Source organism: Streptomyces sp. NPDC018610, assembly GCF_044391765.1.
Taxonomy (GTDB): Bacteria; Actinomycetota; Actinomycetes; order Streptomycetales; family Streptomycetaceae; genus Streptomyces.
In genome coordinates this window covers 277,505-303,658 of sequence record NZ_JBISAL010000004.1, presented here as the reverse complement: position 1 = coordinate 303,658, position 26,154 = coordinate 277,505, and the positions used below count along the sequence as shown (strand labels likewise).

The window sequence follows — 26,154 nt, the reverse complement described above, 5'->3', positions numbered from 1 at the left end:
GGGCGCGGGGGTCATGACATCACCGCCTCGTGGGCCAGTGCCCCGGCCTCGTCCCGGCCGAGGCAGCCGTCGGCGACGACGGTGACGATCCGGCGTACGACGGTCTCGCCCGGCTCGATCGCGAGCCGTTCGGCAGACGCCAGTGAGGAGCCCACACCCGGGTACTCCGCCGCCCTCACGAACCACGGATCGGCGCGCGTCGCGGCCGTCGCCCCGGCGAACACCAGTGTCCAGGTACGGCCCGCCAGTGCCAGCCAGTCGGCGTGGGCGCCGTGCGCCGCCGCCTCACCGTCGAGGCCGGCGGTGAAGACCCGCGGGGGCTCCCCCTCCTTGCGCGCCCGCCAGAAGAAGCCGCCGTACGCCGCTCCGGGGCGCCCGTTGGTGGCGGGGCTGCCGATCGAGAGCGATCCCTCGGTGACGTTGGTCAGCGAGAAGGCCAAGTCCAGCGTCCAGGCGGCGGAGGACAGGGCGGCGGCCGTCACCGTGCGGCGCTCGCGCAGCAGTTCGCGGCCGTCGGCCACCCAGCGCAGTTCCTGAACGAAACCGTCCGGGGCGCACACCTGGAACCCGGCGTGCCGCTGGGTGCCGTGGTTGCCCAGCTCGGTGGGACCCTGGTCGCGGACGAAGGTGCGGCCGCCCCAGAAGTTGTGCCCCTCGACGTCGGGAACGGCGACACCGACGCCGAGGTGGTGCGGGTGGTCGGCGGGGCCGAGTTCGGAGACGGCCGTGCCCGACAGGGTGGTGACGGGGTGCAGATACGGACGCGGGGAGAGCCGGGCGGGCAGCTCGGGCCGGGTGACGCAGCGGGCGACGGGGCGGCCGGCGACCCGCAGGACCGGGAAGTCGTGCGAGGTCATCCGAGGGTCGCCTCCTGCGGCAGGGCCCAGCGGGCGCCGAGCTCGGAGTAGAGGGAGAGCGTGTCGGCGGCGGCCGCGACGAGCCCGTCGATGCCGGGTACCACCCGGCGGTGCGCTCGGGTGTCGGCGCGCCAGGCGTCGGCGGGCAGCGGGCGCGGGTCGGGGGCCGTGCGGACCGCCTCGACGACCCGCATGAAGGCGCCGGTGTCGGCGGGCGTGACCAGCGGCTCGGCGCCGGCGGTGACCTGGGCGACCAGGTTCTCGAGCAGGTCGGTGCGGCCGTGCTGGAACTCCTCCGGGCCGTGGCCGGCGCGTTGCAGCAGCACGCGGTCCTGCTTGTACCAGAAGGTGATCCGGCCGCTGCTGCCGTGCACCATGACGTACGGCTCGCCGGGGTGTTCGGCGCACAGGGTCGCGGCGACGGTGACCGGGCCGCGTGCGGTGGTGACGCGGACGCAGGAGGTGTCGTCGGCCTCGATGGCGTTGGCCCGCCACAGTTCGGTCTCGACGCCGGTGACGTCCTCGGCGCGGGTGGCTCCGAGGACGGCGAGGGCCGTGGCGGTGGTGTGGGCGAGGGGGTTGGTGAGGACTCCGTCGACGACGTCGGCGCCGTTCAGCCGGCGTCTGCCCGCCCAGGGCGCGCGTCGGTAGTACGCCTCGTCGCGCGCCCAGGCACCGGCACCGCCGGCCCCGGTCACCTCCCCGATCGCACCCTGGGCGATCAGCTCCCGGATGGCGGGCACCGCGTGCGAGCCGAGCGACTGGAAGCCGATCCGGCAGGCGACGCCGGCCGCGGCGACCGCGTCGGCCATGCGGCGGTACTCGGCGAAGGAGGGGGCGGGCGGCTTCTCCAGGAGGAAGTGCACTCCCCGTTCGGCGGCGGCGAGCGCCAGCTCGGTGTGGGTGGGGATGGGCGTGCAGATCACGGCCGTACGGGCGCCCGTGGTGTCGAGCAGGGCGCCGAAGTCGGCCGACTGCGCCGGCGTGCCGAGCCCGTCGGGGATCTCGTCACCGGTGAGCGGGTTCAGCTCGCAGATGCCCGCGAGCCGCACCAGGCCCTTGGCGCTCAGCCGGCGGATGTTGTCCAGGTGCCAGCGGCCGTGGCCGCGCGCGCCGGCCAGCACGAGCGGGACGGGGGTGGTGGTCATCCCTTCACCGCCCCCGCGCTGAAGCCCGTGATCAGCCACTTCTGGATGAAGGCGAACACGATGACCACGGGCACGGCGGCGATGATGCCGCCCGCGGCCAGGGCGCCGAGGTCGACGCTGTCCGCGCTCATCAGGGTGCTGAGCCCGACCGGGATGGTCTGCTTGCTCTGGTCGGACAGGAACATCAGCGCGAACAGGAAGTGGTTCCAGGCGTGCACGAAGGCGAAGGAGCCGACCGCGATCAGTCCGGGCCGCAGCAGCGGCAGCACCACGATCCGGAAGGCGGCGAACCTGCTGCATCCGTCCACCCAGGCCGCCTCCTCCAGGGCGGGTGACACGTTCCGGATGAAGCCGCTGATCAGGATGATCGACAGCGGCAGCTGGAAGACGGTCTCGGCGATGACGACGCTGCCCAGCGAGTTGATCATCGACAGCTTGGCGAAGATCTGGAACAGCGGGACGAGCAGCAGCGCACCGGGGACGAACTGCGAGCAGAGCAGTGCCAGCATGAACGCGCGTTTCGCCCTGAAGTCGAACCGGGCCAGCGCGTAGCCGCCGGCCAGCGCGACGACCGTGGTGAGGACGAGGGTGGCGAGGCCGACGAGGACGCTGTTCTGGAAGTAGGTGCCGAAGCCGCGCTCGGTCCACACCTTCTGGAAGTGGTCGAAGGTGACCGGCCAGGGCACCAGGGAGGTGGAGCCGGCCGGGCGCAGCGCGAACAGCAGGATCCAGTAGAAGGGGACCAGGGTGAAGACGAGGTAGAGGGAGAGGGGCAGGTAGATCTGCCAGCGGGGGACCTCGTCCCAGGCGCGGCGCCGGCCGCGCGGCCGGGCCGGTGCGGGAGCGGCCCGCTCGGGCGCGGGGGCGATCTCGGTGATCACTTCTCGGCACCTCCGAACTTGCTCAGCCGCAGATAGCAGATCGAGCAGAAGAGCAGGATCACGAACGCCACCGTGGTCAGTGCGGAGGCGTAGCCGAAGTTGTGGGCGTCGACACTGGTGTTGGCGATGTAGAGCGGGAGTGTGGTGGTCTCGCCGGCCGGTCCGCCGCCGGTGAGGGTGTAGAGCAGGTCGACGTTGTTGAACTCCCAGACCGCGCGCAGCAGCGTGGACAGGACGATGGCGTCCTTCAGATGGGGCAGGGTGATGTGCCGGAACTGCTGGAGACGGCCGGCCCCGTCCACCTCGGCGGCCTCGTACAGGTCCTTGGAGACGGACTGGAGGTCGGCGAGGATGAGGATGGCGAAGAAGGGCACGCCGCGCCACAGGTCGGCGATGACGGCCGCCGGGAAGACGGTGGACGTGTCCGACAGCCAGCTGGCGCCGTAGGAGCCGATGCCGAGGTCGGCGAGGTAACGGCTGACGCCTGTCTGGGAGTTGTAGAGCAGCACCCAGATGGCGGAGGTGAGCACGCCGGAGACGGCCCACGGGGAGAACACCAGCGCGCGGCCGAGGGCGCGGCCCACGAAGGTCTGGTTGACGATCAGGGCGAGGACCAGCCCGAGGACGAGCTGGAGCCCGACCTCGACGACGACCCACTTGGCGCTGAAGGTCAGCGTGTCCCAGAACTGCGGGTCCTGGGTGAAGGCGTGGGTGAAGTTGCCGAAGCCGGCCCAGCCGTTGCGCCACGGTTTGGTGGGGTTGTAGTTCCGCAGGCTGTAGTAGAAGACGCTGAGCACCGGGTAGGCGATGAAGCCCAGCATGAGCAGGGCGGCCGGGGCGATCAGCAGGTAGGGCAGTCTGCGCGGCGTGGCGGAGGCACGACGCCGCCGGGGTGGCGCGGGCGGTTTCGCCACGCCTACGGCTTGGGCCACGACTGTTCTCCGTTCGGAGTAGGACAGTTACAGCGAGTACAGGAAGCGCTTGCTAAGTACCTGTGGACAGGTCGCTTCATCAGGAGCTGGGAGGGGGGTGAACGATGCGGAGCGACGGGTGGTCAGCCCGCGTACGGGTCCGGCACTTGGCCCGGCCGGGCCAGGAACTCGAAGTCGCAGCCGGTGTCCGCCTGGGTGATCTGTTCGGAGTAGAGGGCACCGTAGCCGCGCTCGTAGCGCGCGGGCGGCGGTGTCCATTCGGCGCGGCGGCGCGTCAGTTCGTCGTCGTCCACGTCGAGCCGGAGGGTGCGGGCCTCGACGTCGAGGGTGATCAGGTCGCCGGTGCGCACCAGGGCGAGGGGACCGCCGACGTACGACTCGGGGGCCACGTGCAGCACGCAGGCGCCGTAACTGGTGCCGCTCATACGGGCGTCGGAGATCCTCACCATGTCGCGCACACCCTGCTTGAGCAGGCGCCGCGGAATGGGCAGCATGCCGTACTCGGGCATGCCGGGTCCGCCCTTGGGGCCGGCGTTGCGCAGCACCAGCACGCTGTCGGCGGTGATGTCCAGCGCCGGGTCGTCGATGGTGCGCTGCATCGCCTTGTAGTCGTCGAAGACGACGGCGGGACCGGTGTGCTTGAGCAGGTGCGGTGCTGCGGCGATGTGCTTGATGACGGCGCCGTCAGGGCAGAGGTTGCCGCGCAGCACGGCGACACCGCCCTCGCGCGCGACCGGGTTGTCGCGGGTGCGGATCACGTCGTCGTCGTGGACCTGGGCGCCGGCGAGCTGCTCGCGCAGGGTCTCGTGGGCGACGGTCGGCCGGTCCAGGTGGAGCAGGTCCGGGATGCGGGAGAGGAAACCGGGCAGTCCGCCGGCGAAGTGGAAGTCCTCCATGAGGTGTTTTCGGCCGCCGGGGCGGACGTTGGCGAGGACGGGGACGGTGCGGGCGATGCGGTCGAAGTCGTCCAGGGTGAGTCTCACCCCGGCGCGGCCGGCCATGGCGATGAGATGGATGACGGCGTTGGTGGACCCGCCCAGGCCGAGGACGGTGGTGACGGCGTCCGCGAACGCCTCGCGGGTGAGGATGTCGCTCAACGTGCGGTTCGCGTGGACGAGTTCGACGACGGTCATCCCTGCCTTCGCCGCCATCCGCTCGTGCCCGGAGTCCACGGCCGGGATGCTGGAGGCGCCCGGCACGGTCACCCCCAGGGCTTCCGCCGCCGCGGTCAGGGTGGAGGCGGTGCCCATGGTCATGCAGTGGCCGGGCGAGCGGGCCAGGCCGCTCTCCAGTTCGGCCATCTCGCAGTCGCCGATGAGCCCGGCGCGCCGGTCGTCCCAGTACTTCCACATGTCGGTGCCCGACCCCAGCACCTCGCCGCGCCAGTGGCCCGGGAGCATCGGCCCGGCGGGCACGAACACGGTGGGCAGGTCGACCGAGGCGGCGCCCATCAGCAGCGCGGGCGTGGACTTGTCGCAGCCGCCCATCAGGACGGCGCCGTCGACCGGGTAGGAGCGCAGCAGCTCCTCGGTCTCCATGGCGAGCAGATTGCGGTAGAGCATGGGGGTCGGCTTCTGGAAGGTCTCGCTGAGGGTGGAGACCGGGAACTCCAGCGGGAAACCGCCCGCCTGCCACACCCCGCGCTTGACGGCCTGGGCGCGGTCACGCAGGTGGACATGGCAGGGGTTGATGTCGGACCAGGTGTTGAGGATCGCGACGACCGGCTTGCCGAGGTGCTCCTCGGGCAGGTAGCCGAGCTGGCGGGTGCGGGCGCGGTGGCTGAAGGAGCGCAGGCCGTCGGTGCCGTACCACTGGTGGCTGCGCAGGTCCTCCGGGCGCCTGCGGTCGGTCATATCGACCACCCCGCGGCGATGGCGGCGACCTCGGCGCGGGCGTCCTCGGGCAGCGGCTTGCTCGGCGGACGCACGTCCCTGCCGCACAGGCCGAGCGAGGCGAGGGCCTCCTTGACGACGGTGACGTTGTCGGCGGAGCCGTTGGCCGCGCGCAGTTCCTCGAAGCGGCGGATCTGCTCCCACACCTTCATCGCGGCCGGGTAGTCGCCGGCCCGCAACGACTCGATCATGTTCCGGGAGACGGCGGGGGCGACGTTGACCAGGCCGGAGGTGAAGCCGCTGGCGCCGGCGGAGAAGTAGGAGGGGGCGTACGGCTCGGCGAGCCCGGCCACCCACACGAACCGGTCGAGGCCCGCGTCACGGGCGAAGGCGGCGAAGCGGGCCGCGTCCGGGACGGCGTACTTGATGCCGATGACGTTGGGGCAGGCGTCGGCGAGTTCGGCGAGGCGGGCGCCGGGCAGCTGCGCGTTGCGCAGGTAGGGCACGACGCCCAGGTCGGGCACGGCCTCGGCGATGGCCCGGTGGTAGTCGACCCAGCCGCCCTGGGAGACGTAGGGATGGACGGGCTGGTGGACCATGATCATCCGTGCGCCCACTTCGCCGGCGTGCCGGGCGGAGGCGACCGCTGCGGGGACGTCGTGGCCGACGCCGACGAGGACGCTCGCCCGTCCGGCGGCCTCCTCGACGGTGACCTCGGTGACCAGCCGTCGTTCCTCGGGGGTGAGGGCGTAGAACTCGCCGGTGTTGCCGTTGGGAGTGAGGGTGGTGATGCCACCGTCCAGCAGGCGGCGCAGCAGGGCACGGAGGGCCGCGGTGTCGACGGTGTCGTCCGCGGTGAACGGGGTGACCGGGATCGCCACCACGTCGGCGAGGGCCGCCCGCTGGGTCTCGAACGTCACGCTGCTCATGGTTGGCCTTCCTCTTGGCGGACGTCGGCGAGGACCTCGGGAAAGGCCCGGTACACGAACGACGCGATGTGCGCGTGGAGGGCGCGTGCCGCCGCGTCGGCGTCGCCGTCCAGGGCGAGCCGCAGGATCTCCCGGTGCTCGGCGGCCTCGCTCTCCCAGGAGGGGTCGGCGGACCATGCGACGGCGGAGACGAGGGCCGCCTGGTCGCGGATGTCGTCGAGCATCCGGCCGAGCAGCGGGTTGCCGCACGGCAGGTACAAGGCGCGGTGGAACTCGCGGTTGGCGAGGGAGCGTTCGGCGGTGTCCGTGGCCTGGTCGGCGCGGCGCAGGGCGTCCTGGGCCTCGCCGAGGGACGCGCCGCGCCGCACCGAGCGCTTCAGCGCCTCGGGCTCCAGCAGCAGCCGCACGTCGTAGACCTCACGCGCCATGTCCGCGTCCACCATGCGTACCGTGACGCCCTTGTACTGGTTCATCACGACGAGGCCGGTGCCAGCCAGGGTCTTGAGCGCCTCGCGCACCGGGGTCTTGGACACCCCGAACTGGGCGGCGAGTTCGGTTTCCACCAACGCCTGACCAGGCGTCAACTGCCCGGTGAGGATGCGGTGTTTGATTCCCTCCAGCACGAACTGCGTGCGCGAGGGGATCGGGGTGGGCACAGAGGTCATGCGCGCCTCTCGGATCTCGTGGACCACCGCACGGGACCGTGACGGGCACGCCCCCGGGGGCGCACCGCTGTCGTGCGTCGGGTCTCGTGCGGTGGTCTCGCGTATCGCGTCTCATATATGACGTACGAAGTACGACGCGTCGAAGGTAAGAGGGGCACGAAGTTTCGTCAATGCCTCTGACAGAGGAAAGCGCGGCGAGTCCGGCGAGGAGCGTGCGGCCCTGCTGTCGAAGTGTCAGCGACGCGGGAGAGGGCCTACGGGGGCGCGCAGGCGCTCGCCGTCGGCACGACGCCCCAACTCCCGCCGACAGCGACAACCCGTCCCGCTGCGAGAAGAAGCCCTCTTCGGGGCCTGACCGGCGACGCGCGGCCGCGGATCGCCACCCCGCTCCCATCCACCTGCCCCCAGCCACCCAGGACAGCCGCCCCGGCCGCCCCCGCGATCACCGAGGGAGTGTGACCTGGGCCCGGCTCGGAGCCCTCCCGCGGGTGCGGGGTGCGTGCCGTTCCCGCGGCCGCGGGCCAGGACCCACCGGTCATACGTGGACTGGTCGCGTCAGGAGAGGCAGTCGCCCGAGCCGATGAACTCGGGCGTTCCCGTGTTCCCGTCGTAGACGGCCACGGACCAGCGGATGTACTGCCAGGACCGGTTCCTGCTGTACTCGTCCCTCAGCTTCTCGCAGGCAGTCCTGCGGGCGACATCCTGGAAGTTGTCCCGCTGGGCGCGGCCGATCAGCGCTCCATAGGTGTCCTGGATCCACACGTACGCGGCCTTCCCGGCCGGGTCGAACCCGAGGCTGATGTCGTCGTCCGCCGCGGACGGGTCGACGCCGTCGTCCTCGGCGACCCGGGTCTTCCACGCGGCGGTGAGGGCCTTGTCGGTGGCGTCGGCGACGCGGATCTCGTCCTTGTCGGTACTGGGCATCCGCGCGGTCGCCATGCCGGACTCGTCCCCCTGCCACTGCCCGGCGACCTCGTTGTAGCACCCGTCGGTCGCCTGGCCGAAGCCGAGGACGTCCGCCTCGGTGTCGCCGTCGGAGTTCTTCCAGAAGACGGAGTAACGGCCGTAGGGCCAGGTGGTGGGGCTGCCCTGGAGGCGGCGGGCGAGAGCGGTGCAGGATGCCGTCTCCGCCGCTTTGTGGAACACCTCCTGGTCGTCCTCCGGCAGTTGCGAGACCGGCCCGCCTGTCACCATCACGGTCTGCGCACGCCGATCGAACGTGACCGTGGCAGTGAGGTGGTCCAGGCCCTTGGTGGCGAGCATGGACCTCACGTCGCCCTCGATCGCCCGGGCGGTGTCCCTCTCCTCCTGGGTGCTCGCGGTGGTGCTCGCCCTCCACTCGTCGTCCGACGGCTGGGTCTCGTCACCGGCCCGTGTGAAGGCTGGATGGTCCACGCCGGCCAGCGGATCGGTCGGTACGCGGATCTCGCGCGGATCGGCAGCGGTCGGCGTCGCCGCAGCGGGGCCGGGGCCAGAGGTTCCGGCGGGACCGGTGGCGCCGTCGGCGTGCCGGGCCGGGGACACGGTCGACCGGCCGGCGGCGCCCCGCGCGGCGCCTCGCTCTCCACCGTTCGAGAAAGCGGCCGGAAGGGCCAGGGCGCCCCCGGCGAGAGCCCCGATCACGGCGGCGGCCACGAGCACGGTCGTGACGGCCCGCCTGCGGGAGGGCGGGGAGGGTGCGTGCCAGATGGGGTCGTCCACGGCGGGCATCTCCCACACGGCCGTGCCGAGTTCCCCGACCCTGGTGGGTGCCGGTCCGTCGCCGCCCGCGAGGACCTGGGTGGCCTGGGAGGCGAGGAACCGCGAGCACTCCTGGGCGGCCGCGGCGGCGGATATCCGGTCGGCGGGTTCCTTCGCGAGGGCGCTCTCCACGACTTCGCGCAGTTCCTCGGACATCCCGTCCAGGTCAGGGTCCCCGGACATCACACGGAACGCGACCACGTCCGGCGCGCCGGTGCCGAACGGGAGCCGGCCGGTGGCGGCGTAGGCGACGAGCGCGCCCCAGGCGAACATGTCGCCCTCCGGCCCGGCGGTGCCGGCGCGGTAGTACTCGGGGCTGATCCAGCCGGGGGTGCCGGTCATGACGCCCGTCCGGGTCACGCTCGTGCCGTCGGCGGCGCGGGCGATGCCGAAGTCGAGAACGCGAGGGCCGGCCGGGGTGAGGATGACGTTCTGCGGCTTCACGTCCCGGTGGACGACGCCGGCTTCGTGGACGGCCGCCAGTGCTTGGGCCGTTCCCGTCGCGAAGGCGTACAAGGTGCCGCCGGTCAGGGGGCCGTGGTCGGCCAGGTACTGGTTGAGGGTGGGGCCCGGAGCGTAGGCGGTCGCCAGCCAGGGCGCGTCGGCTTCGGGGTCGGCGGCGAGCAGCGGCACGAGGCACGGCCCCTGCACACGCGCGGAGAGCTGTACCTCGCGGCGGAACCGGGCCCGGAACTCCGGGTCTTCGGCCTGCGCGGGGTGGATCACCTTGACAGCGACCCTGAGCCCGTCGGCGGTGAGACCGGCATGGACGGTCCCCATGCCACCGGAGCCGAGGCGGCCGATGATCCGGTAAGGGCCGACACGGGAAGGATCACCTGGGCGGGCGGGCTGCACCCGCCCGCCGGAACCAGCAGCGCTCACGAGAAGTCCCACCCCAGGAAACGAACAGTGAAGAAGATGTGAAGGAGGTGTATATCATGATCACACGAGGACGCGAAACGGCCCACAGCCGTGCTCGACCGCGGACTTGGGAACTCCACCGCCTCGGACCGCGATCGGGATCTGGGCCGGTGACCTCTCGGGGCGCGTTCCAGGCCCGCCCAGGTGATCTGCGACAAGTCCCCGTCGTCGGTGTCTTCGGGCAGCTGGGGCACGCCCGTCCGGACGGGGCGTCGATCCGATCTGCCGCGCTGTGCGCAGGGCCGCGACAGGCAGGAAGGTGATCTGGTTCGGTACCCGCCCACCGCCACGGCCTCGCTCGGCGGGCGCCGTCAGCGTCGAAACTTCTGGCGATGCCGACCTTTCAGTGCGGAGCAGGCGGACCAACTTCAGCGGATCACCGCTCTCGGACGCCTCGTCGACGGACCGGTCACAGACCGTCGATCGTGGGCCGCTTGGGCGAGGCGGCCCTTACCGCGTCCCGTACCGCGCAGGTTTACCTCGCCTTTCATCCCAGCGCCGTATGCGGCCGTGTCGCTGATGCGCTGAAATGACGTCGCCAGGGTACTTGTCCCCGAATCGCGGGAGAGATCATGCGCCTCCGAAAGCTGGCCGTCGCGGCCACGGTCCTGCCCGCGCTCCTGAGCGTCGGCCTCCCGGCCGTCGCTTCGGCTGCCGAGTCGTCGCCGGCCGACGTATCGGCCGCCGCAGGCTGCAGCATCCACTGGAAGACCAGCGGCGGCTACTCCGGATTCACCGCCGGTTACAGCTGGGCCTGGAACACGAACGTGTCGCAGGGCGCCACCGGCAACATGGTCCGTGAGATTCAGTGCCTCCTCAACAACAGCGCTTGGTACGAGGGCGCCGAACTCGCCGTCGACGGCGACTTCGGGCCGGCGACCAAGTCAGCCGTGCGACAGGCGCAGAGCCTCTACCACTCGTACCACTCCAGCTTCCCCGTCGACGGCATCGTCGGCCCGAAGACCTGGCGACTCCTCCGCTCCGCGTAGGACCGCTGCCTCATTCCGATACACCCCGCCTGCCCCCGCACGCGGTGACGGCCCGAGCCGCGGCGACCGAGTCCGCTCGAAGCGGAAGGGGCGCGTGTAGGCCCGTCGCGGCCGGTCGGTGTCCGCCTCGGTGGCGCCGACCGGACCACGACAGCCGAACCTGCGTGGGATGGCGCCGCTCGGCCGGTGGTCGGTGTCCGGGCGGATCAGATCACGGCGCCCTCGGCGATCAGTGCCGGCGCGGACAGATCCCTCCATTCGGAAGGCCGCTACCGCGTAAGGCGGTCACCGAACCGAGTCCCGGGTTCCTTGAAATGCTGCCGCACCTTTCGGAATTCATTTCTTCGACGACATCAAAGGCGACCGAAGGCGGGATCGCCCATAAAACAGAAGGGCGTCGGGAGCGTAATCAGCGATATGCGGGACGGTGGAATGCATAGCACGCCATGCGGTCAGCCGCAATGGATTGTGCCGCAAGGACATGGATTCACCAAGTAAGTCAAGACTTATCTTCAGGGGACTTCGACCGTATGGTGTGGTCCGAATCGAAGGAGTCCCCTGTTGTCGAACATGAATGATCCGGCTGTGCGCGCGGTTGCATCGGAGCGGGATTATGTGTCCTCCTTGTACGCGTTGCTCACCGAGCGGCTTTCCGAGGCGCGAGCGCACCGGGCGGGTGTGCTGAAGGCCCCGGCGGACAGCCCCGCTGAGGCATACGAGAGAGAGATCGCCGCCGAGCGTCTGGCCAAGGAGATCGGCCGGCTGGAGGGTGCCGAGAAGGGGTTGGTCTTCGGACGCATCGACTGGACGGACGGCACGGCCCTGCGCATCGGGCGGATCGGACTGCACACGGAGGAGGACGACCTCCCTCTGCTCGTGGACTGGCGCGCGAACGCGGCGCGGCCCTTCTACGAGGCGACACCGGTCCACCCGATGGACCTGCGGCGGCGCCGGCACCTGCGCCTCGATGAGCGCACCGTCGTCTCGGTGAGCGACGAACTGCTGGACGGGACCGCCCCGACCGACGAGGACGTCGTCGGGGACGGCCCGTTGACCGAGGCCCTGTCGGCACGGCGTACGGGCAGGATGGGCACGGCCGTCGCGACGCTGCAGGCCGAGCAGGACGAGATCGTCCGCTCCGCCCACCGCGGGGTGACCGTGGTGCAGGGCGGGCCCGGCACCGGCAAGACGGTGGTCGCCCTGCACCGGGCGGCCTACGTCCTGTACGCGTTCCCGCGCGCGGCGGAGGAGGGTGTCCTGGTGGTGGGCCCGAACGCCCGGTTCCTCGACTACATCTCCCAGGTTCTTCCCTCGCTCGGGGAGAACGACGTCGTTCTGGCGACCTGCCAAGAACTGGCCGGAGTGTCCACGGACATGGTGGACCCGTTCGACACGGCGCGTCTCAAGGGCAGCTCCGACCTCGCCGACGCCTTGGCCGGCCTGCTGCGTGTCCACCAGTCCCCCGCCGGTGACTTCACCGTGCGGGTCGGGCGGGAACTGGTTCACCTGTCAGGCGAGGAAGTCGCCACGGCACGCGACGCCGCCGTGGCGGCCGCACCGGGGCACAACCCCGCGCGCCAGGTGTTCAAAGAGCTCTTGGTCGACGCCGTCACCGACGCCATGCGACGGGACATGGGCGACCTCCTGGAGCAGATCGACGCCGACGCCGCCAGGATGACGGGCCTGGACCTCGACCGGTTCACGGGAGCCGCCCAGCGCCGTGCCGAAGGCGCGGCCGACTCGGGCCCGGCCCACGAGCTGGACCTGGACGCCATCCGAGCCGATCTCCTCGACGACGCCGGAGTCGACCGGGCGGTCGAGGTGCTGTGGCCGCGGCTGGTACCCGGTGACCTCGTGCAAGCGCTCCTGACGGACGCCGGTGCTCTCGCCGAGCGCCTGCCCCACCTGACCGCGCAGGAGCGGTCCCTTCTGCTGCGCGGTCCGGACGATCCGTGGACCGATGCCGACGTGCCGTTGCTGGACGAGGCGGCGAGCCTGGTCGACGGCCCTCCCGAGCGGACGTACGGGCACGTCGTCGTCGACGAGGCGCAGGAACTGACCGCCATGCAGTGGCGGATGATCGTCCGCCGCTGCCCGGCAAGGGCGATGACGCTGGTGGGTGACTTCGCCCAGGCAGGCCCGGTCGCGACAGCGCGGGACTGGAAGGAAGCGCTGAGCCCCCATGTCGGACCGCGGTTCAAACTGCACAACCTGACCGTCAGCTACCGCACCACGCAGGAGATCCTGGAGAGCGTCCGGGACCTTCTCACACGGATCGCTCCGGACCAGAAGCACACACGGTCACTGCGCAGCGGTGAAAGTCCCCGCACCGTGACCACACCTCCGGACGGGTTGGTCACCGCCGTCGTTCAGGAGCTCCGCGCGCAGAGCACCGCCCACCCGGGCGAACTTCTGGGAGTGATCTGCGCGGACACCAGGGTGAGCGAGCTGACGGCCCGAGGCGTCGCCCACCACGCACGCGTGGTGCCGGCGTCCGAAGCACGCGGCCTGGAGTTCGACGGGGTCGTCGTCATGAACCCCGAGGAAATCATCACGGCCCGCCCCGGTGGGGAACGGGACTTGTACGTGGCCCTGACCCGGGCCACCAAGCGTCTGTGCACCGTCACCGTCCAACCCGCCTGATCACTCGGCGCCCGCGTCGTCGCCGCGGGCGCACCCGGCGCGGTACGGACACCGGCCCGCGCGCACGGAGCTGAGCGCCCCCTCACCGCTCGTGGGCGCACCCGGCATCGCCCGGCCTGGTCCAAGCCGGTGAGCCGGTGAGCCGGTGACGTCCGGATCCCCTTCGCGCGGCAGGGTGCGGTCGACGTCGGGTTTCGGGTCGTACGCGTCGTCCTGGCTACGGCCCGGCGGTGTCCGCGGAGTCCGCGGAGTCCGCGGAGGGGCAGGTGACCTCCCAGGCCGCCTCGATCATCCGGAAGACGTCGTCCACCGCGGCCTGCGGATCGGCCGCCTCACGGGCCACCGCGTAGGCGTCGATCACGAACCTGGCGATCGCCCGGCAGGCCGTGGTGGTCCGTGACAGGTCGGGATCGGCGGCCATGGCCGTTGCCAGCGACTCCGCGTGGCGCAGTCTCATCGACTCCTCGTACTCCCGCAGGGCGGGTGATGCGTCGATCATGCGCCAGATCGGGGCGGCGCTGTCCGCGGTGCAGTGGCGCACCAGGGCCTGGATCTCACCGTGCAGCGCGGGGATGAGCGGCTCGTGCGGCGCCCGGTCGGTGACCGCCCGAGTGAGGCGTTGCTCGAAGTCCTGGTCCTGTTCGAACACCAGGGCCTCTTTCGACGCGAAGTGCGAGAAGAGCGTGGTGACGGCCACGTCGGCCTCGGCGGCCACGTCGCGGATGCCCACCGCGTCGTACCCCCGCTCCAGGAAGAGCCGCAGGGCGGCGTCAGCGATCTTCTGGCGGGTCGCGGCCTTCTTGCGCTCGCGGCGTCCGGTCGGCGTGGTCACGCTCTCACGCTATCAGGTGCGAATCGCTAACCGATACGAAACACTAACCGTTAGTGCTATGGTCTCGGCATGAAGAAGGTGAGCTTCGCCGAGTTCGGCGGTCCGGACGTCCTGCACCTCATGGATGCCGAGGAGCCCCACGCGGGCCCCGGCCAGATACGCGTCGCCGTGCGGGCGGCGGGCGTGAACCCGGTCGACTGGAGGATCCGTGAAGGCCAGGTCCTGGGAGCACATCCGGTCGAGTTGCCGTCCGGGGTGGGCCTGGACGCCTCCGGGGTGGTGGACGAGGTCGGTACGGGCGTCGAAGGGGTCGAGGTCGGCGACCGCGTGTTCGGCGAAGGTTCGAGCACGTACGCCGAGTTCGCCGTGCTGTCGGCCTGGGCCCGTATGCCAGAGGGGCTGACGTTCGAAGAGGCGGCCGGGTACCCCTCCGTGGTGGAGACCGCGCTGCGCGTCATCCGCGAGGTCGGTGTGCGGTCCGGACAGACCCTGCTGGTCAGCGGTGCGTCAGGGGGAGTCGGATCGGCGGTGCTGCAGATCGCCCGTGACCGCGGCATCACGGTGATCGGCACGGCCGGGGCCGCGAACCAGGGCTACCTGCGGAGCTTGGGCGCCCTCGCCACGACGTACGGCGAGGGCTGGGTCGGGCGGGTGCGGGAGCTCGGCCCTGTCGACGCGGCCCTGGACCTGGCCGGCTCGGGCGTGATCCGCGAGCTCGTCGAGCTGACCGGGGATGCGCGGAAGGTGATCTCCATCGCCGATCTCGGTGCGCCAGAGTTCGGTGTCCGATTCTCCGGTGTGGCCGGGAGCGTGCCTGATGCGCTCGCCGAGGCCGTCGGCCTCATCTCGCGGGGGAAGCTCCACATCCCGGTCGAGAAGTCGTACACGCTCGCCGAGGCCGCGGCGGCGCACATCGACAGTCAGGCCGGTCACACGCGCGGGCGCCGGGTTCTGATCGTCTGAAAACCGGCCATGCGTCGCGCTCGACAGAAGGCGAGGGCGACGGATGAGGGTGTGGCTTGACCTCTCGATCAAGCGTTCCGGCCGCTCGGCGGCTGGGGAGTTGGGCGGATGAGTCGCGAAGGCCTCGAAGCGGTCGACGTGGCCCAGACCTCACACGTGTGAGCTCCCGGCCGCCGTGCCGACGTGGCTTGCGACGATCGCCGTCGTCCTGGTTGCGGCGTTGCCGGGTGGCCGGCCGCGCCCTGCCTCGATGAGGATCCTCGAGTTCGCCCATGCATACTTCGGCCATGACGGGTGACTGGCGGACGGACCGGATCGGGGCTGCGCTGAGGGGCGAGAACCCGACCGTGCTGCGACGGATGTCGGCGGGGTTCGCGGTGATCGGGGATGTTCAGTTCCTGCCCGGCTACTCGGTTCTGCTCGTCGACGAGCCGGATGTGCAGCGGCTGTCGGACCTGCCGAAGTCCAAGCGGCTGGCGTTCCTGTCCGACATGGACCAGCTCGGTGAAGCGGTCGAGCGTGTCTGCCGGCGGCTGGACCCGGCCTTCCGACGGGTCAACCTGGAGATCCTGGGGAACACGGACCCGTACCTGCATGCGCATGTGCGACCGCGGTTCGCGTGGGAGCCGGCCGATGTGGTGAACGCCCCGGTGTGGCTCCATCCGCGGGAGCGCTGGAGCGACGGGCACTCCAGACTCGGTCCGCGGCATGACGCGCTGCGGGATGCGATCAGTGGCGAACTGGACCGGCTCCGCTCGGTGGCGTGCCCCTTGGGCACCGCCGAACGTCAGGTCCGCGGCCCCGGCGATCGGCGCCCCGCCGTCGGTCGTCACGGCCGCGCCCGCCGACCTGCCACCGCCGTCGGCATCGGCATCGGCATCGGCATCGGCATCGGCATCGAGCCGGCCGGCCGGCCAGGACCGCCAAGGGCCCGAAGTGGGGATACGCGCGCCCAGCGAGGCCGCTGGGGGGTGATCGACGAACCTCAGTCTGTACGTCCGATATCGTCGCTGGGGTCGATTCACCCTGGTGAGAGGGGGTGAGCGGCCGGCGAGGACCGAGTGTGACAGGGCGGTGGCGATGGGCATGGTGACCGGCTCGATAGGCGAAGACCCAGAAAGCGGCTTGCTGTTGGTGCCGCCTGCTGAGGCGAAGTTCTCCGTCGGGGTGGCGCTGTGGGACGACGCGGACGACGTCTACCGGTCGTTCGTGAGGCAGAGTCTGCCGGACGGGTGGGAGGACAGCGTTCTCGAGGACGCCGTAGCGGGGCGGTCCGAGAGGCAAACGCTGCTGCCCGTGGTCGTGCAGCTCGTCCCCCGGCCGGACAACGACTACAACCCCAAGGCGATCAGCGTGGCCGCGCCGCCGAGCCAGGGAGGTTCGGACCATGAGCGGCACATGGGCTACATGTATGAGCGCAATCTGGTCTCGCTCGGTGGCCCTCTGCGGGCCCTGGCCTCCCTCTCCGACCGACCGGTCGGCTGCCACGCGCTCGTCGAGGTCCACCCGGTGGATGAGCGGTGGGCCGACGAAGACGAGGAGTTCGGCGAACAGTTCCGCATCCGCGGTGCGAGGCGGTCGTACTCGTTCAGTTCCCTGCGGCTGAGGCTGCCCTGGTGGGAGGACCTCCAGGCCATGACAGCCGTGTACTCCCGGTCGGTCCGTCCGGACCTGATATCGCCGTTCATCGGCCACTGGTCCTCCTACAGTGAGGGCGCCCATGAGGAACTTCTCCGGCGAACCGACCAGAAGGAGTTCCCCGTCACCCTCCGGGTGCGGGACGGCCGGCTCACGGCCTCCTACGAAGACCTCGAGTTGTCCGTCCTGGTGCCGTCCGGGCGGGACTTCTTCGACCGCACCATGAGGCAGGTGCAGGAAATGGGCGGTACGGCTACGGCCGTCGCCGAGGAACACAGCGGCGCATTGAAGGTGTTCATCGAGGACAGCGCACCGGTCGGCCTTCCTTCCGGCCCCTGACGGCGGTCCGGGGCCGCTGTCCACCAGGTGAGCGGTGTCCTGCGGACTGCCCAGACGTCCCAGCGGCGTCCGGAGCAGTGCGTGGTCGCGGATCTCGTCGGACATCCAACCTGCTTCGACCGGACCGGAGTTGATTACGTCGGCGGTGATGCCGAGGCGAGCCGCCTCGCCGGGGCGCACAGGGTCGGGGCCCGCCGGTCTCCCCCTTTCAGGGTCCGCCTCTCCACGGAGCCGATCGCGTGGCGGGACCGGTGCTGCTCGCCGCGGGCCCTGAGTTCGTCCGCGACGAGCCGGTGCGGTCGGGCCCATGCCGGTCGCAGGGGAAGCGGCGGCGTCCGCACGCGGGGGGGTGGCCCCCGGCACCGTCCTGCGGGCAGCCCGTCGTCACATCAGGGGGAAAGCCCGATGGGCCGATCCCTTCTCCGGTGGTGGGATGGTCGCCGGACACCGACTCCGAAGGCCGAACCGTCACGGACCTCGGCCCGCGGGGTCCCCGGACGCTCAGGCAACCCGAATCGGAATAGGGGTCATCATGCATATGTCGGTAAGGCGCCGGTGGGGCCCACTCGTCCTGGCCGGACTGGCCGCGATGCTCCTCGCCGTATCGACCGGACCGACGGCGGCGGCGAAGCCGCAGCGGTCCGATCCGCTGCAACATCGGGTGGACGCCATCCAGGACACCGGAGTCGTCGGTGTGTCCGCCGAGGTGATGTCACCGGGCACCCGCGACAGCGCGCGCGCCGGGACGGCCGAGACGGGAACCAGGAGGCCGATGCCGAAGGACGGCAGGTTCCGGATCGGCAGCGCCACCAAGACCTTCACCGCCGCGGTCGTTCTGCAACTCGTCGGCGAAGGGCGGATGTCGCTGGAGGACACCGTCGAGCGCCGGCTGCCGGGAGTGGTCCGCGGCAACGGCAACGACGGACGCCGGATCACGGTACGGCAGCTGCTGCAGCACACCAGCGGCATCCCCGATGTCGGGCCGGACATCCCCGCGCTGCGCAGCGCGGACGGCTACCGGGCTGAGCGGTTCCGCGCCTACACGCCCGAGGAGCTGGTGAGGCTGGCGTTGCGGCACCGTCGCGAGTTCGTCCCCGGCGAGGGCTGGTCGTACTCCAACACCAACTACATCCTCGCCGCGATGATCGTCCATGAAGTCACCGGCCGGAGCTGGGCACAGGAGGTGACGGACCGGATCATCCGCCCGCTGGGCCTGAGGGACACCAGCACGCCCGGCATCGCCCCGTCCATCCAGGGCCCTCACGCCGAGGGCTACGCCGCGTTCCACACCGGCGCCGGCATCGACGTCACGACGCTCAATCCGAGCATGGCGGTCGGCTCGGGCTCGATCATCAGCACCACACACGACCTGAACCGGTTCTACGCCGCACTGCTCGGCGGCCGTCTGCTGGCTCCGGCGCAGCTGGACGAGATGACGACCACCGTGCCGGCCCCCGAACTGGACGCGAGGTACGGACTCGGCCTGGGCGAGATCCCGTTGCCCTGCGGCGGCAGCTACTTCGGCCATCCCGGTGAACTGCTCGGTTATCACTCCTGGGGCGGCGTCACCCGGGACGGGACCCGGACCGCCGTGGTCTACGTCACCAGTGACGGCGGTGAGAACACCCAGGACGCCATGAGCGCGCTGGTGGGCCAGGAGCTGTGCCGGACCCGGTGACGGCCCGGCCCGGTTCCGCGATCCTGTCGCGGAACCGGGCCGGGAGCGGGCGCGGAAGGTCATGCGGTCGGTGACGACGCGCCCGGTGAGTGGTGGGGGCCGGTCCCCGGGGCGAGGACCGGAGGACCCGTCGGCCCTCGTGCGTCCGGGCCGGGTCGCGGGAAGTAGCGGCCGTGGAAGTGGCCGCTCACGACCGCCGCGACATCGCGAGCCGCCCACGAGCGCGAGCCCGTGGGCGGTGGTACCGCGGCGGGTCACACCACGTGGACGGTGACCGTCCTGGAGCGCGTCGGGCCGGACACCACGCGCAGGTGCTCGGTGCCCTTGGCGGCCAGCTTCGTGGTCACCGTGTAGGTGTCGCCCTTCTTGACCACCGTGGTGGCGCGCAGGGTGGTCCACTTGCCGTTGCGCAGGTGCTGGACGGTGAGCTTCGTGCCGGCCGCCAGGTGCGCGGTGCGCCCGGTGAGGGTCACGCTCTGGCCGGCTTTGACGCTGCTGTGGCTGGCCTTGACCGTGATGCTCTTGGTCATGGTGTGCATGGTGTGCGTGGGGCTCGGCTTCGGCATCGGCGCGGTGCCGACAGCGAAGGCTCCTGCCGTTCCGGCCGACACCAGGGCGGCGGACAGGGTGCCCGCGGCGAGGGTGCGCACACAGCGGCGGCGGAGGTTGGCGTGCATGGTGGTCTCCCGTTGTTCGACGGTTTCCCCCTGCGTGGCGAGGCCCCCGTTCGGGGGCCGTCGCGCCCCTCAAGGTTTGCCCGGTCCGGCCCGCCCGGCGACCCGGAGAAGGTGAGAACCACTCGCGAGGTCCCTGTGTTTGATGAAGAAAGCGCAGGTCAGAACAGGCGAGTCCACTTACCGTTTTCTTACTGAGGAGGGGGTCGCTCCCCCGATGCGGTCGCATTCACGTTTGCCAGGCCTTTCGCTGGTTGTCGGGCGGTCTGCCGGCGGACGACATGGGGGACTTCCCGGTATGCCTTCCGGGGCTGTCTTCGGCACCGCAGCAACACGCCGCCCAGCGAACGATGCCGGTGCCCTCCAGCGGCCCCTTCGGGATGTCACCGGCCGGACTCCTGCCGAACAGTTCCATGAGACCACCGTCACCGGCATCCAAAAGATCACTCTCAGTGAGCGTCACATCGCCCTCCTGGCCGTCGGGAGAACCGATCTCTGTCTCCGCCGCGATCTGGCCGCACGCGCCGTGCATCAAGCCGTCACGCGCTGCCACGCGACCCGCAGACCGCGAGTCCGGCGGAGGTACGGAGAGCGACCAGGACAGTGCGACGACCCCGATACGGCACCCGTACGGTCGGTTCTGCCAACGAGCTTGGACTGCGCCTGCCGCGCACCACCACCACTGTTGGGCCAATGGGGTCCCATGGCATCGCCCACCGAAACCGAAGACGATTGACGCCGTGCCCGGCGGAGAACCGCGCGGAGTGGTCGGGAGTCGGTCATGCCGGACGGACCGCGTGCCCCGTCCTCACTACCGACCTGGCCGTCCGCCGGGGGGCGGCACGGGATCGGCTCACCACGCCACTCGGGCCATCAGGCCCGCGTCCATCCGCTCTCGCCCGGGCGTCGGTGCTGCTCGGCGTGGGACGCGCCGGCCGTTGCGGCGTGCCGCCAGACCTGCCGGGCTGAGGTCGCTGTGGGTGGATTCCTGTCGTGACCGCACGATCGTCGCCTGGAGGAGGTGGCATCCCGTGCGGGCCGTTCCACCTGGCCGCGCACTCCGTCGGCCGGCCGGTGGGGGCGCGGTCGGCCGCCGGATCGCGGCGGTCGGACCAGAGGTCCGGCTCACGGACATCGAACGTCTGGAGTCGACATCTGACACTCCTGGGCTAAGGGCTGTCCCGTGATCCCCGGCGGGCGCGCGACGACAGCTACGGCACTCCCCCAAGCTCCTCGAGCAGGGGGCACCCCCACGCCGCGTTGTCGGATCGCCCGAATACGCCCAGTGAGGACGACCCTCCGCCTTGCGATGCACCGCATCTGACGCCGCGCGCTGATCCACCGGGAACTACGGGACAGCCCTTAGGAGCCGGTCGCCCGGCCGTCCTCCGGGCGCCCGGTGAGTCGGGTCGCGAGGCGGTAGACGACCGAAGTGTCGCGGTACTCGACACCGGCGTCGACCTTGTCGGGCAGGTTCGTGCGGTCGCTGTGGGACGTCGACGTCCGCTCGCCGGTGCCGGGGAAGCGGACGTCTGTCAGCGGGGCCTCGGCGAAACGGAGGCGGTCGGAACGGACCGTGGCCTGGAACGCGATGTCCGGGTTCGGGATCGCGTCCTGCTCCGACGGCTGTGCCGCGGCGCCGGGCGCCGGCCCGCAGGCCGTTCATGGCGGCTCGTCCGTCTCCCCGGCCGCGCGGCGGCGACCGGGCCGAGGCGGCAGTTTCCCGTCCTCGCCGCGGATCCGGCGTCCGCGGGCGCCGCCACGCCCCCGGACGGCCGGATCCCGGTGCTCGTCGCCGGGCTCGCGCGCCGCGCTCCGGGCGGGCCGGGCGGCCCGGCGCACGGTGCCGCCCGCCCTACCCGGCGATTCCGCGACGTCCGGCACGTCCATGACCTCCGGCACGTCCTCGACGACTCCGGCGCCTCCGTCCGCCGCATCCTCGACCACCTCGCCGCCGGCCCTCGCGGTGCGCCCGACCGTACTCGCGGTGACGTCACCGGCCGCTTCGCCCGCGTGGGTGACGACCCCGCCCACGGCGCCCGCGGCCTCGTCCACGGTGCGGCCCGCGCCACGGCCCACATCGCCGACGGCGCTCCCGGCGGCCCGCCCGACATCCCCCACCGCCGCGCCGGCGCCGCGACTCACATCCTCGACCCCACGGCCGACACCTCGGCCCACGTCCCGTACCCCCTCGCCCGCACCGCGGCCGACGTCCCGCACGGCGGAGCCGGCTCCCCGGCCGATGTCGCCGACCGCTCTCCCCGTGCCCGCGCCCAGCTCGCCGACGGCCTGCCGCGCCCCGCCCCCGATGTCCTGCACCGCCGAACCGATTCCTCGGGTCAGATCCTCCAGGATCTGCGGGTTGCGGTCGAGCGTGGTGAGGACCCGGTCGATGATCGCGGCCACGTTGTCGAGGCGCACCTTGAGCTGGGCCCGGGCCTCCACTCCCGAGATTCCCAGGTGCACCCGGCCCAGTGCGACGTCGGCGCCGACGTTCAGCTTCAGCAGGTCCAGCACCTCCGCCTGGAGCGAGACGTGCGCCCGCAGGTTCTCGACGTCCAGGTCGATCTCGTCGACCTGGAGCAACGGCACGTCGAGGTACACGTCGGGCTCGGCGTCGGCGGCCCTCCTCCTGGCGACGGGTCCCTCCCCCGGGACGGCCATGTCCTCGGAGCCCTCGTCTGCCGGAACCGCCGCGACCTGATAGACGTCGTCGGCGCCGGCCTCCTGGTCCCCGACGAGGAGGCCGGCCTCTCCGGAGTGGTCGTCCATCTGTTCCTCGTAGTACTCCGGCTCCTCGTCGTCGTACGCACCGGTCCCCGCGTACTCGCCGGCGCCCTCGGCAGCGTCGGGCTCACCGTCGCGCGCGTCGTGCTCCTCGAGGGGGCCTTCATCGTCCTCGGCGCTGTCACGCATCACCGAGCCTCCGCTGGGTCGCCGGACATTTCGTCCATTCTGAGACGGGATGTGCGTCGACGCACGGGCGGGACGGCGCATGCGACACTCGTCGGCGTCAGGGGCGCGGCGAGCGCCGACCCGGCAGGCGCCCGGCCACTCCGAAGACGGTGGTCACGGCGTCCGCGAGCCGGCTCGGTACCTCCCGCGAAGGTCGCACGGAGCCGGTGCGGGAGAGGGAGCACGGTCGGCTAGAGCCACCGCCCGGTGTCACATCGAGCGGCGCCGCGCGAGGTCGGCGTCGGCGCGACCGCTGTCGGCGGCGCCGTCCGGGGCCCCGGTCCGGAGTGCGGCGCTCATGGTGCGCAGCCGGCGGTTCTGCAGCCTGCTGTTGTGGAGCGCCCACCCGTTGAAGACGACGGTGACCACGGCCATGCCGATGGTCTGCCGCGGTCCGGCGGTGAGGGCCGTCAACACGGTGATCGAGCCGAAGAGGACCGCGAGGAAGATCAGTGCCGCCACCCGGTGCCGGGTCCGGTGCAACCGCTGCCCGACCAGGTCGCGCATCGCCTGGCGTTCGCGCGGATCCGACGGCACCTCACCGGTGCGCAGCTTTCGGTCCAGCGCCACCAGGCCGTTCGCCGTACCGCCGGCCGCCCGCTTCTCCCTGCGGCGCGTCGCCAGCGCGACGCCGATGCCGCCGAGCGAGATGACGGCGGTGCGCGCGACCACGAAGGGGAACGGGCGCCCCGGGTAGATCAGGCTGATCAACGCGGCGGCGACGAGCACGGACAGGACGATCTGCACCCACAGGTGCTTGGCGAGGAAGACATTGATCCGTTCCATGGCCGCGCCCTCCTCACATCCGCTTCCCGCGTCGTACGGCGCCGAGCCGCATGGCGCACGCGATCGCTCTCGGTCGCCGACCCGCAGCGCGTCGATCGGCGGCGGGTTCCTCGGTCTTCTCCCGTATCCGCACAGGCCATCACTCCTTACAGCCGGACTGGACTTCCCGGTTACCCGCACCCGTCAGGACCAAAGCGGTAAGTGGCCCTGGTGAAACGGAAGTTGATGGTCCAGTTGTTCGATCTGCCCGTGACCTCCGATCCAGGCGGCGAGTCGGACGCCGGTCGCCGTTCCGGGCGGCAGACGGGGCCGCCACGAGCAGACACGGGTGACCCGCGAGAAGTTCGAGGAGATCACCGCCGAGCTTCTCGACCGCCGGGTGCGCCGGCACCGGGTGGCCGGGGCACGGTCGTGCGCGCCCGGGTGACGGCGTACGCCTCGACGTGTTCATCCGCGGACCGGACGGTGGCGTGCGCGGGCTCACCGGTCTTCCGGCTCCGCCTGTGCCGGTGGAACGGTCGCGAAGAGGGCGCGCAACTCGTCGAAGGCTCGGACGAGATGGGCGTCCAAGCTCTGTGAGGGGTCATCGATCCAGGCCTGGGCCGCTTGGTGGAAGGTGGCCCAGCCGGTGTGGGCGGCCAGGTCGGCCGGCCGGTCGGGGACCGCGCGCCGCCGCAGCGCCTCCGCCACGGCCTCGGTGAGCGAGGCGGCCTTGGCCAGGTCCCGTTCGCGGAGCGCCGGTGTCACCGCGATGATCTTCAGTCGTGGTTCGGAGAACGGACGGTTGTCCTCCAGGATCCGTCCGGCTTTCCGGAAGGCGCAGAGCAGTACGTCGAGCGGGCGCAGGCCATCGGGGGCGTCGGCGACCTCCCTCATCAGCGCGGCTCGGAGGTCGGCTTCGCCGCCGAAGAGCACCTCACGCTTGTCCGGGAAGTGACGGAAGAACGTGCGCTCGTTCACGCCGGCCCGGGCGGCGATCTCCGCCGTGGTGGTCTGGTCGAAACCCCGTTCCTGGTACAGCTCCAGGGCCGCCTGCTGAAGGCGGCGGCGCGCCTCTGCTCCGCTTCTTGGCATCCCTCGAGAATACCGGATGTGTCAGCCACTGGCACTACTTGACGCCAGTCACTGACGCTACCTAGAGTCTGGCCCTACGTAGTGCCAGTCACTGGCGTAAAAAGGGGAGAGTGTCATGCATGTCTTCGTCACCGGCGGTTCCGGCCAGACCGGTCCGGCGGTCGTCGCTGAACTCATCGCGGCCGGCCACTCGGTCACCGCTCTGGCGCGTTCGGATGCCGCCGCTGCCCGGCTGGAGTCCCTGGGGGCCACACCGCACCGGGGCTCCCTGGACGACCTCGACAGTCTGCACAGCGGTGCCGCAGCCGCCGACGGGGTCCTGCACATGGCCTACGGCGGCGACTTCTCCGATCTCGACGACATGACGAGGCGCGACCGGACCGCGATCGAGACGCTCGGCCGGCCGTTGGAGCACTCGGGCAAGCCGCTGGTCGTCACCTCGGGCACCCTGGTCATGCCCGCCGGCCGGGAGACCACCGAGAAGGACGAGCCCGACACGGCAGGACTCGCCGCCTTCCGCATCGCCGGGGAGCGAGCGGGCCTGGGCTTCGCCGCCCAAGGAGTGCGCGCGAGCGTGGTCCGCCTCGCTCCCACCGTCCACGGTCCCGAGGACCACGGCTTCATTCCCCTGCTCATCGCCACCGCGCGAGAGACCGGCGTGTCGGCCTATGTCGGCGACGGCGCCAACCGATGGCCCGCGGTGCACCGGCTCGACGCGGCGGTCCTGTTCCGCCTCGCGCTGGAGAAGGCACCCGCGGGCAGCGTGCTGCACGGAGTCGCCGAAAACGGCGTCACCCTGAAGAGCATCGCGACCACGATCGCCCGCGGCCTGGATCTGCCCACGGTCTCGCTGACCCCCGCCGAAGCCGCCACGCACTTCGTGAGCCCGTTCATGGCCACCGCCTACGGCTTCGACGGACCCGTCTCCAGTGCTCACACCCAGGAGCTGCTCGGCTGGTCGCCCACCCACCCGACACTGCTCGACGACCTGGAGCACGGCGACTACCTGGCCACACCGGTGTCCTGACCTCCTCACACCGGTCCGGAGATCCCCGGCTCGGCTGACGAGTGACGTCGGCCGGGGATTCGGCACCCGCTCACACGGCGGCCCGGCCCTGCGGGCAGTCCTTCTGCGGAGCCACGCAGGCTCGCGGAAGAGCGGGATCCGGCCGGCCTTCGGAAGGGCCCGCGGCACCGCGGGGTCCCGCGCCGGCCCGCCGGCCCGCCGCCCAGGGGCACCGTGCCCTCACACCGTCCCTAGGCCACGGGTACAGGGCACACCTGCTCGGACGGCTCCTCCGACCTGACTCGTCATTTCGTGACACCGATTCCGGAGCGATCGCCGAGGGCGTCGTCACGGGCGCTGTTCGGACGGCAGCTCCACGGGGTAGGGCTCATCGAAGTCCGCCGACCGGCTCACCTTCTCCCAGGCGGTCGCCTCCGCGAGCCGGCAGCGGGAGTGGTCCAGGGCCATGGTCGCGGCGTTCACGCCGAGGAGGAGGTGGCCGGGGACCTGCTCGCGCCCCACGGTCCGCACGATGATCTCGGCGGCGCGGCGGGGGGGCCCCCCCCCCCCCGCCGGGGGGGCCCCCCCCCCCCGGGCGCCCCCCCCCCCCCGGCCGGGGGCGGCGGGGGGGGGGGCGGGGGCCCGCCAGGGGGCGCGCGCCCCCGCGGGGGC

20 protein-coding genes and 2 pseudogenes are annotated in these 26,154 nt (G+C 71.5%); 7 read left to right on the top strand and 15 right to left on the bottom strand.

Annotation, left to right across the window (positions count from 1 at the left end; translation table 11 throughout):
• Positions 1-11: 11 nt before the first annotated feature.
• From ACH5A8_RS13225 to ACH5A8_RS13190, 8 genes are all read right to left on the bottom strand, one after another.
• Positions 12-857 carry a PmoA family protein gene (locus tag ACH5A8_RS13225; protein WP_399001155.1) on the bottom strand — a complete coding sequence of 282 codons (846 nt, stop codon included), beginning with the start codon at positions 855-857 and terminating at the stop codon, positions 12-14.
• On the bottom strand, positions 854-2,005 hold the full coding sequence (locus ACH5A8_RS13220; RefSeq protein WP_399001153.1) for a Gfo/Idh/MocA family protein: 1,152 nt from the start codon (positions 2,003-2,005) through the stop codon (positions 854-856). The genes ACH5A8_RS13225 and ACH5A8_RS13220 overlap by 4 nt, the downstream gene beginning before the upstream one ends.
• Positions 2,002-2,886 carry a carbohydrate ABC transporter permease gene (locus ACH5A8_RS13215; protein WP_399001151.1) on the bottom strand — a complete coding sequence of 295 codons (885 nt, stop codon included), beginning with the start codon at positions 2,884-2,886 and terminating at the stop codon, positions 2,002-2,004. Before ACH5A8_RS13215 ends, ACH5A8_RS13220 begins: the two co-directional genes overlap by 4 nt.
• A complete protein-coding gene (locus ACH5A8_RS13210) occupies positions 2,883-3,818 on the bottom strand; it encodes a carbohydrate ABC transporter permease (protein ID WP_399001150.1) in 936 nt (311 codons plus the stop codon). The genes ACH5A8_RS13215 and ACH5A8_RS13210 overlap by 4 nt, the downstream gene beginning before the upstream one ends.
• Positions 3,819-3,940: 122 nt before the next feature.
• Positions 3,941-5,671, bottom strand: a complete 1,731-nt coding sequence (gene araD / locus ACH5A8_RS13205; RefSeq protein ID WP_399001147.1) for an L-arabinonate dehydratase — start codon at positions 5,669-5,671, stop codon at positions 3,941-3,943.
• Positions 5,668-6,579, bottom strand: a complete 912-nt coding sequence (locus tag ACH5A8_RS13200) for a dihydrodipicolinate synthase family protein (RefSeq protein WP_399001144.1) — start codon at positions 6,577-6,579, stop codon at positions 5,668-5,670. The genes araD and ACH5A8_RS13200 overlap by 4 nt, the downstream gene beginning before the upstream one ends.
• Complete coding sequence (locus ACH5A8_RS13195; protein ID WP_399001142.1) at positions 6,576-7,244, bottom strand: GntR family transcriptional regulator; 669 nt, start codon at positions 7,242-7,244, stop codon at positions 6,576-6,578. Before ACH5A8_RS13195 ends, ACH5A8_RS13200 begins: the two co-directional genes overlap by 4 nt.
• Before the next feature lie 555 nt (positions 7,245-7,799).
• The gene (locus ACH5A8_RS13190; protein ID WP_399001503.1) at positions 7,800-9,839 is read right to left on the bottom strand and encodes a serine/threonine-protein kinase; all 2,040 of its coding nucleotides are present in this window, start codon (positions 9,837-9,839) and stop codon (positions 7,800-7,802) included.
• 638 nt (positions 9,840-10,477) lie between these two features.
• Here ACH5A8_RS13190 and ACH5A8_RS13185 point away from each other — a divergent pair.
• Positions 10,478-10,894 (top strand): peptidoglycan-binding protein, encoded by a 417-nt coding sequence (locus ACH5A8_RS13185; protein WP_399001141.1) that lies wholly within the window; start codon positions 10,478-10,480, stop codon positions 10,892-10,894.
• Positions 10,895-11,509: 615 nt separating this feature from the next.
• Positions 11,510-13,537 (top strand): HelD family protein, encoded by a 2,028-nt coding sequence (locus ACH5A8_RS13180; protein WP_399001139.1) that lies wholly within the window; start codon positions 11,510-11,512, stop codon positions 13,535-13,537.
• Between the two features lie 217 nt (positions 13,538-13,754).
• Here the strand turns inward: ACH5A8_RS13180 and ACH5A8_RS13175 are convergent, their stop codons facing one another.
• Positions 13,755-14,369, bottom strand: a complete 615-nt coding sequence (locus ACH5A8_RS13175) for a TetR/AcrR family transcriptional regulator (RefSeq protein ID WP_399001137.1) — start codon at positions 14,367-14,369, stop codon at positions 13,755-13,757.
• A 69-nt stretch (positions 14,370-14,438) separates the two neighbouring features.
• On the opposite strand from ACH5A8_RS13175, the gene ACH5A8_RS13170 reads away from it, so the two are divergent.
• The 4 genes and pseudogenes from ACH5A8_RS13170 to ACH5A8_RS13155 all read left to right on the top strand — a co-directional run bounded on the left by ACH5A8_RS13170 (position 14,439) and on the right by ACH5A8_RS13155 (position 18,987).
• A complete protein-coding gene (locus ACH5A8_RS13170; protein ID WP_399001135.1) occupies positions 14,439-15,332 on the top strand; it encodes an NADP-dependent oxidoreductase in 894 nt (297 codons plus the stop codon).
• Positions 15,333-15,619: 287 nt separating this feature from the next.
• Positions 15,620-16,093 (top strand): annotated as a pseudogene (locus ACH5A8_RS13165) (diadenosine tetraphosphate hydrolase); the annotation flags it as partial.
• Positions 16,094-16,412: 319 nt separating this feature from the next.
• Positions 16,413-17,309, top strand: a complete 897-nt coding sequence (locus tag ACH5A8_RS13160) for a hypothetical protein (protein ID WP_399001133.1) — start codon at positions 16,413-16,415, stop codon at positions 17,307-17,309.
• Positions 17,310-17,841: 532 nt separating this feature from the next.
• Entirely contained in the window at positions 17,842-18,987 is a 1,146-nt protein-coding gene (locus tag ACH5A8_RS13155) for a serine hydrolase domain-containing protein (RefSeq protein WP_399001131.1), read from the top strand.
• A 254-nt stretch (positions 18,988-19,241) separates the two neighbouring features.
• Here the strand turns inward: ACH5A8_RS13155 and ACH5A8_RS13150 are convergent, their stop codons facing one another.
• The 5 genes from ACH5A8_RS13150 to ACH5A8_RS13130 form a co-directional block, all read right to left on the bottom strand.
• Positions 19,242-19,664: a hypothetical protein gene (locus ACH5A8_RS13150; protein ID WP_399001129.1), complete on the bottom strand. Its 423-nt coding sequence runs from the start codon at positions 19,662-19,664 to the stop codon at positions 19,242-19,244.
• A 226-nt stretch (positions 19,665-19,890) separates the two neighbouring features.
• A complete protein-coding gene (locus tag ACH5A8_RS13145; RefSeq protein WP_399001127.1) occupies positions 19,891-20,214 on the bottom strand; it encodes a hypothetical protein in 324 nt (107 codons plus the stop codon).
• Positions 20,215-21,323: 1,109 nt separating this feature from the next.
• Complete coding sequence (locus ACH5A8_RS13140) at positions 21,324-22,577, bottom strand: hypothetical protein (protein ID WP_399001126.1); 1,254 nt, start codon at positions 22,575-22,577, stop codon at positions 21,324-21,326.
• 249 nt (positions 22,578-22,826) lie between these two features.
• Entirely contained in the window at positions 22,827-23,402 is a 576-nt protein-coding gene (locus ACH5A8_RS13135) for a hypothetical protein (protein ID WP_399001124.1), read from the bottom strand.
• Positions 23,403-23,882: 480 nt separating this feature from the next.
• Positions 23,883-24,476 (bottom strand): TetR family transcriptional regulator, encoded by a 594-nt coding sequence (locus ACH5A8_RS13130; RefSeq protein ID WP_399001122.1) that lies wholly within the window; start codon positions 24,474-24,476, stop codon positions 23,883-23,885.
• A gap of 115 nt (positions 24,477-24,591) precedes the next feature.
• On the opposite strand from ACH5A8_RS13130, the gene ACH5A8_RS13125 reads away from it, so the two are divergent.
• Positions 24,592-25,503, top strand: a complete 912-nt coding sequence (locus tag ACH5A8_RS13125; protein WP_399001119.1) for an SDR family oxidoreductase — start codon at positions 24,592-24,594, stop codon at positions 25,501-25,503.
• A gap of 327 nt (positions 25,504-25,830) precedes the next feature.
• Here the strand turns inward: ACH5A8_RS13125 and ACH5A8_RS13120 are convergent.
• A pseudogene (locus tag ACH5A8_RS13120) lies at positions 25,831-26,154 on the bottom strand (short-chain dehydrogenase/reductase); the annotation flags it as partial.

Coding starts and splice junctions, on each gene's coding strand:
- ACH5A8_RS13225 (WP_399001155.1), bottom strand. CDS start 857: ATGACCTCGCACGACTTCCCGGTCCTGCGGGTCGCCGGCCGCCCCGTC.
- ACH5A8_RS13125 (WP_399001119.1), top strand. CDS start 24,592: ATGCATGTCTTCGTCACCGGCGGTTCCGGCCAGACCGGTCCGGCGGTC.
- ACH5A8_RS13195 (WP_399001142.1), bottom strand. CDS start 7,244: ATGACCTCTGTGCCCACCCCGATCCCCTCGCGCACGCAGTTCGTGCTG.
- ACH5A8_RS13135 (WP_399001124.1), bottom strand. CDS start 23,402: ATGGAACGGATCAATGTCTTCCTCGCCAAGCACCTGTGGGTGCAGATC.
- ACH5A8_RS13200 (WP_399001144.1), bottom strand. CDS start 6,579: ATGAGCAGCGTGACGTTCGAGACCCAGCGGGCGGCCCTCGCCGACGTG.
- araD (WP_399001147.1), bottom strand. CDS start 5,671: ATGACCGACCGCAGGCGCCCGGAGGACCTGCGCAGCCACCAGTGGTAC.
- ACH5A8_RS13140 (WP_399001126.1), bottom strand. CDS start 22,577: ATGCGTGACAGCGCCGAGGACGATGAAGGCCCCCTCGAGGAGCACGAC.
- ACH5A8_RS13160 (WP_399001133.1), top strand. CDS start 16,413: ATGGGCATGGTGACCGGCTCGATAGGCGAAGACCCAGAAAGCGGCTTG.
- ACH5A8_RS13185 (WP_399001141.1), top strand. CDS start 10,478: ATGCGCCTCCGAAAGCTGGCCGTCGCGGCCACGGTCCTGCCCGCGCTC.
- ACH5A8_RS13130 (WP_399001122.1), bottom strand. CDS start 24,476: ATGCCAAGAAGCGGAGCAGAGGCGCGCCGCCGCCTTCAGCAGGCGGCC.
- ACH5A8_RS13150 (WP_399001129.1), bottom strand. CDS start 19,664: ATGCACGCCAACCTCCGCCGCCGCTGTGTGCGCACCCTCGCCGCGGGC.
- ACH5A8_RS13155 (WP_399001131.1), top strand. CDS start 17,842: ATGCATATGTCGGTAAGGCGCCGGTGGGGCCCACTCGTCCTGGCCGGA.
- ACH5A8_RS13220 (WP_399001153.1), bottom strand. CDS start 2,005: ATGACCACCACCCCCGTCCCGCTCGTGCTGGCCGGCGCGCGCGGCCAC.
- ACH5A8_RS13170 (WP_399001135.1), top strand. CDS start 14,439: ATGAAGAAGGTGAGCTTCGCCGAGTTCGGCGGTCCGGACGTCCTGCAC.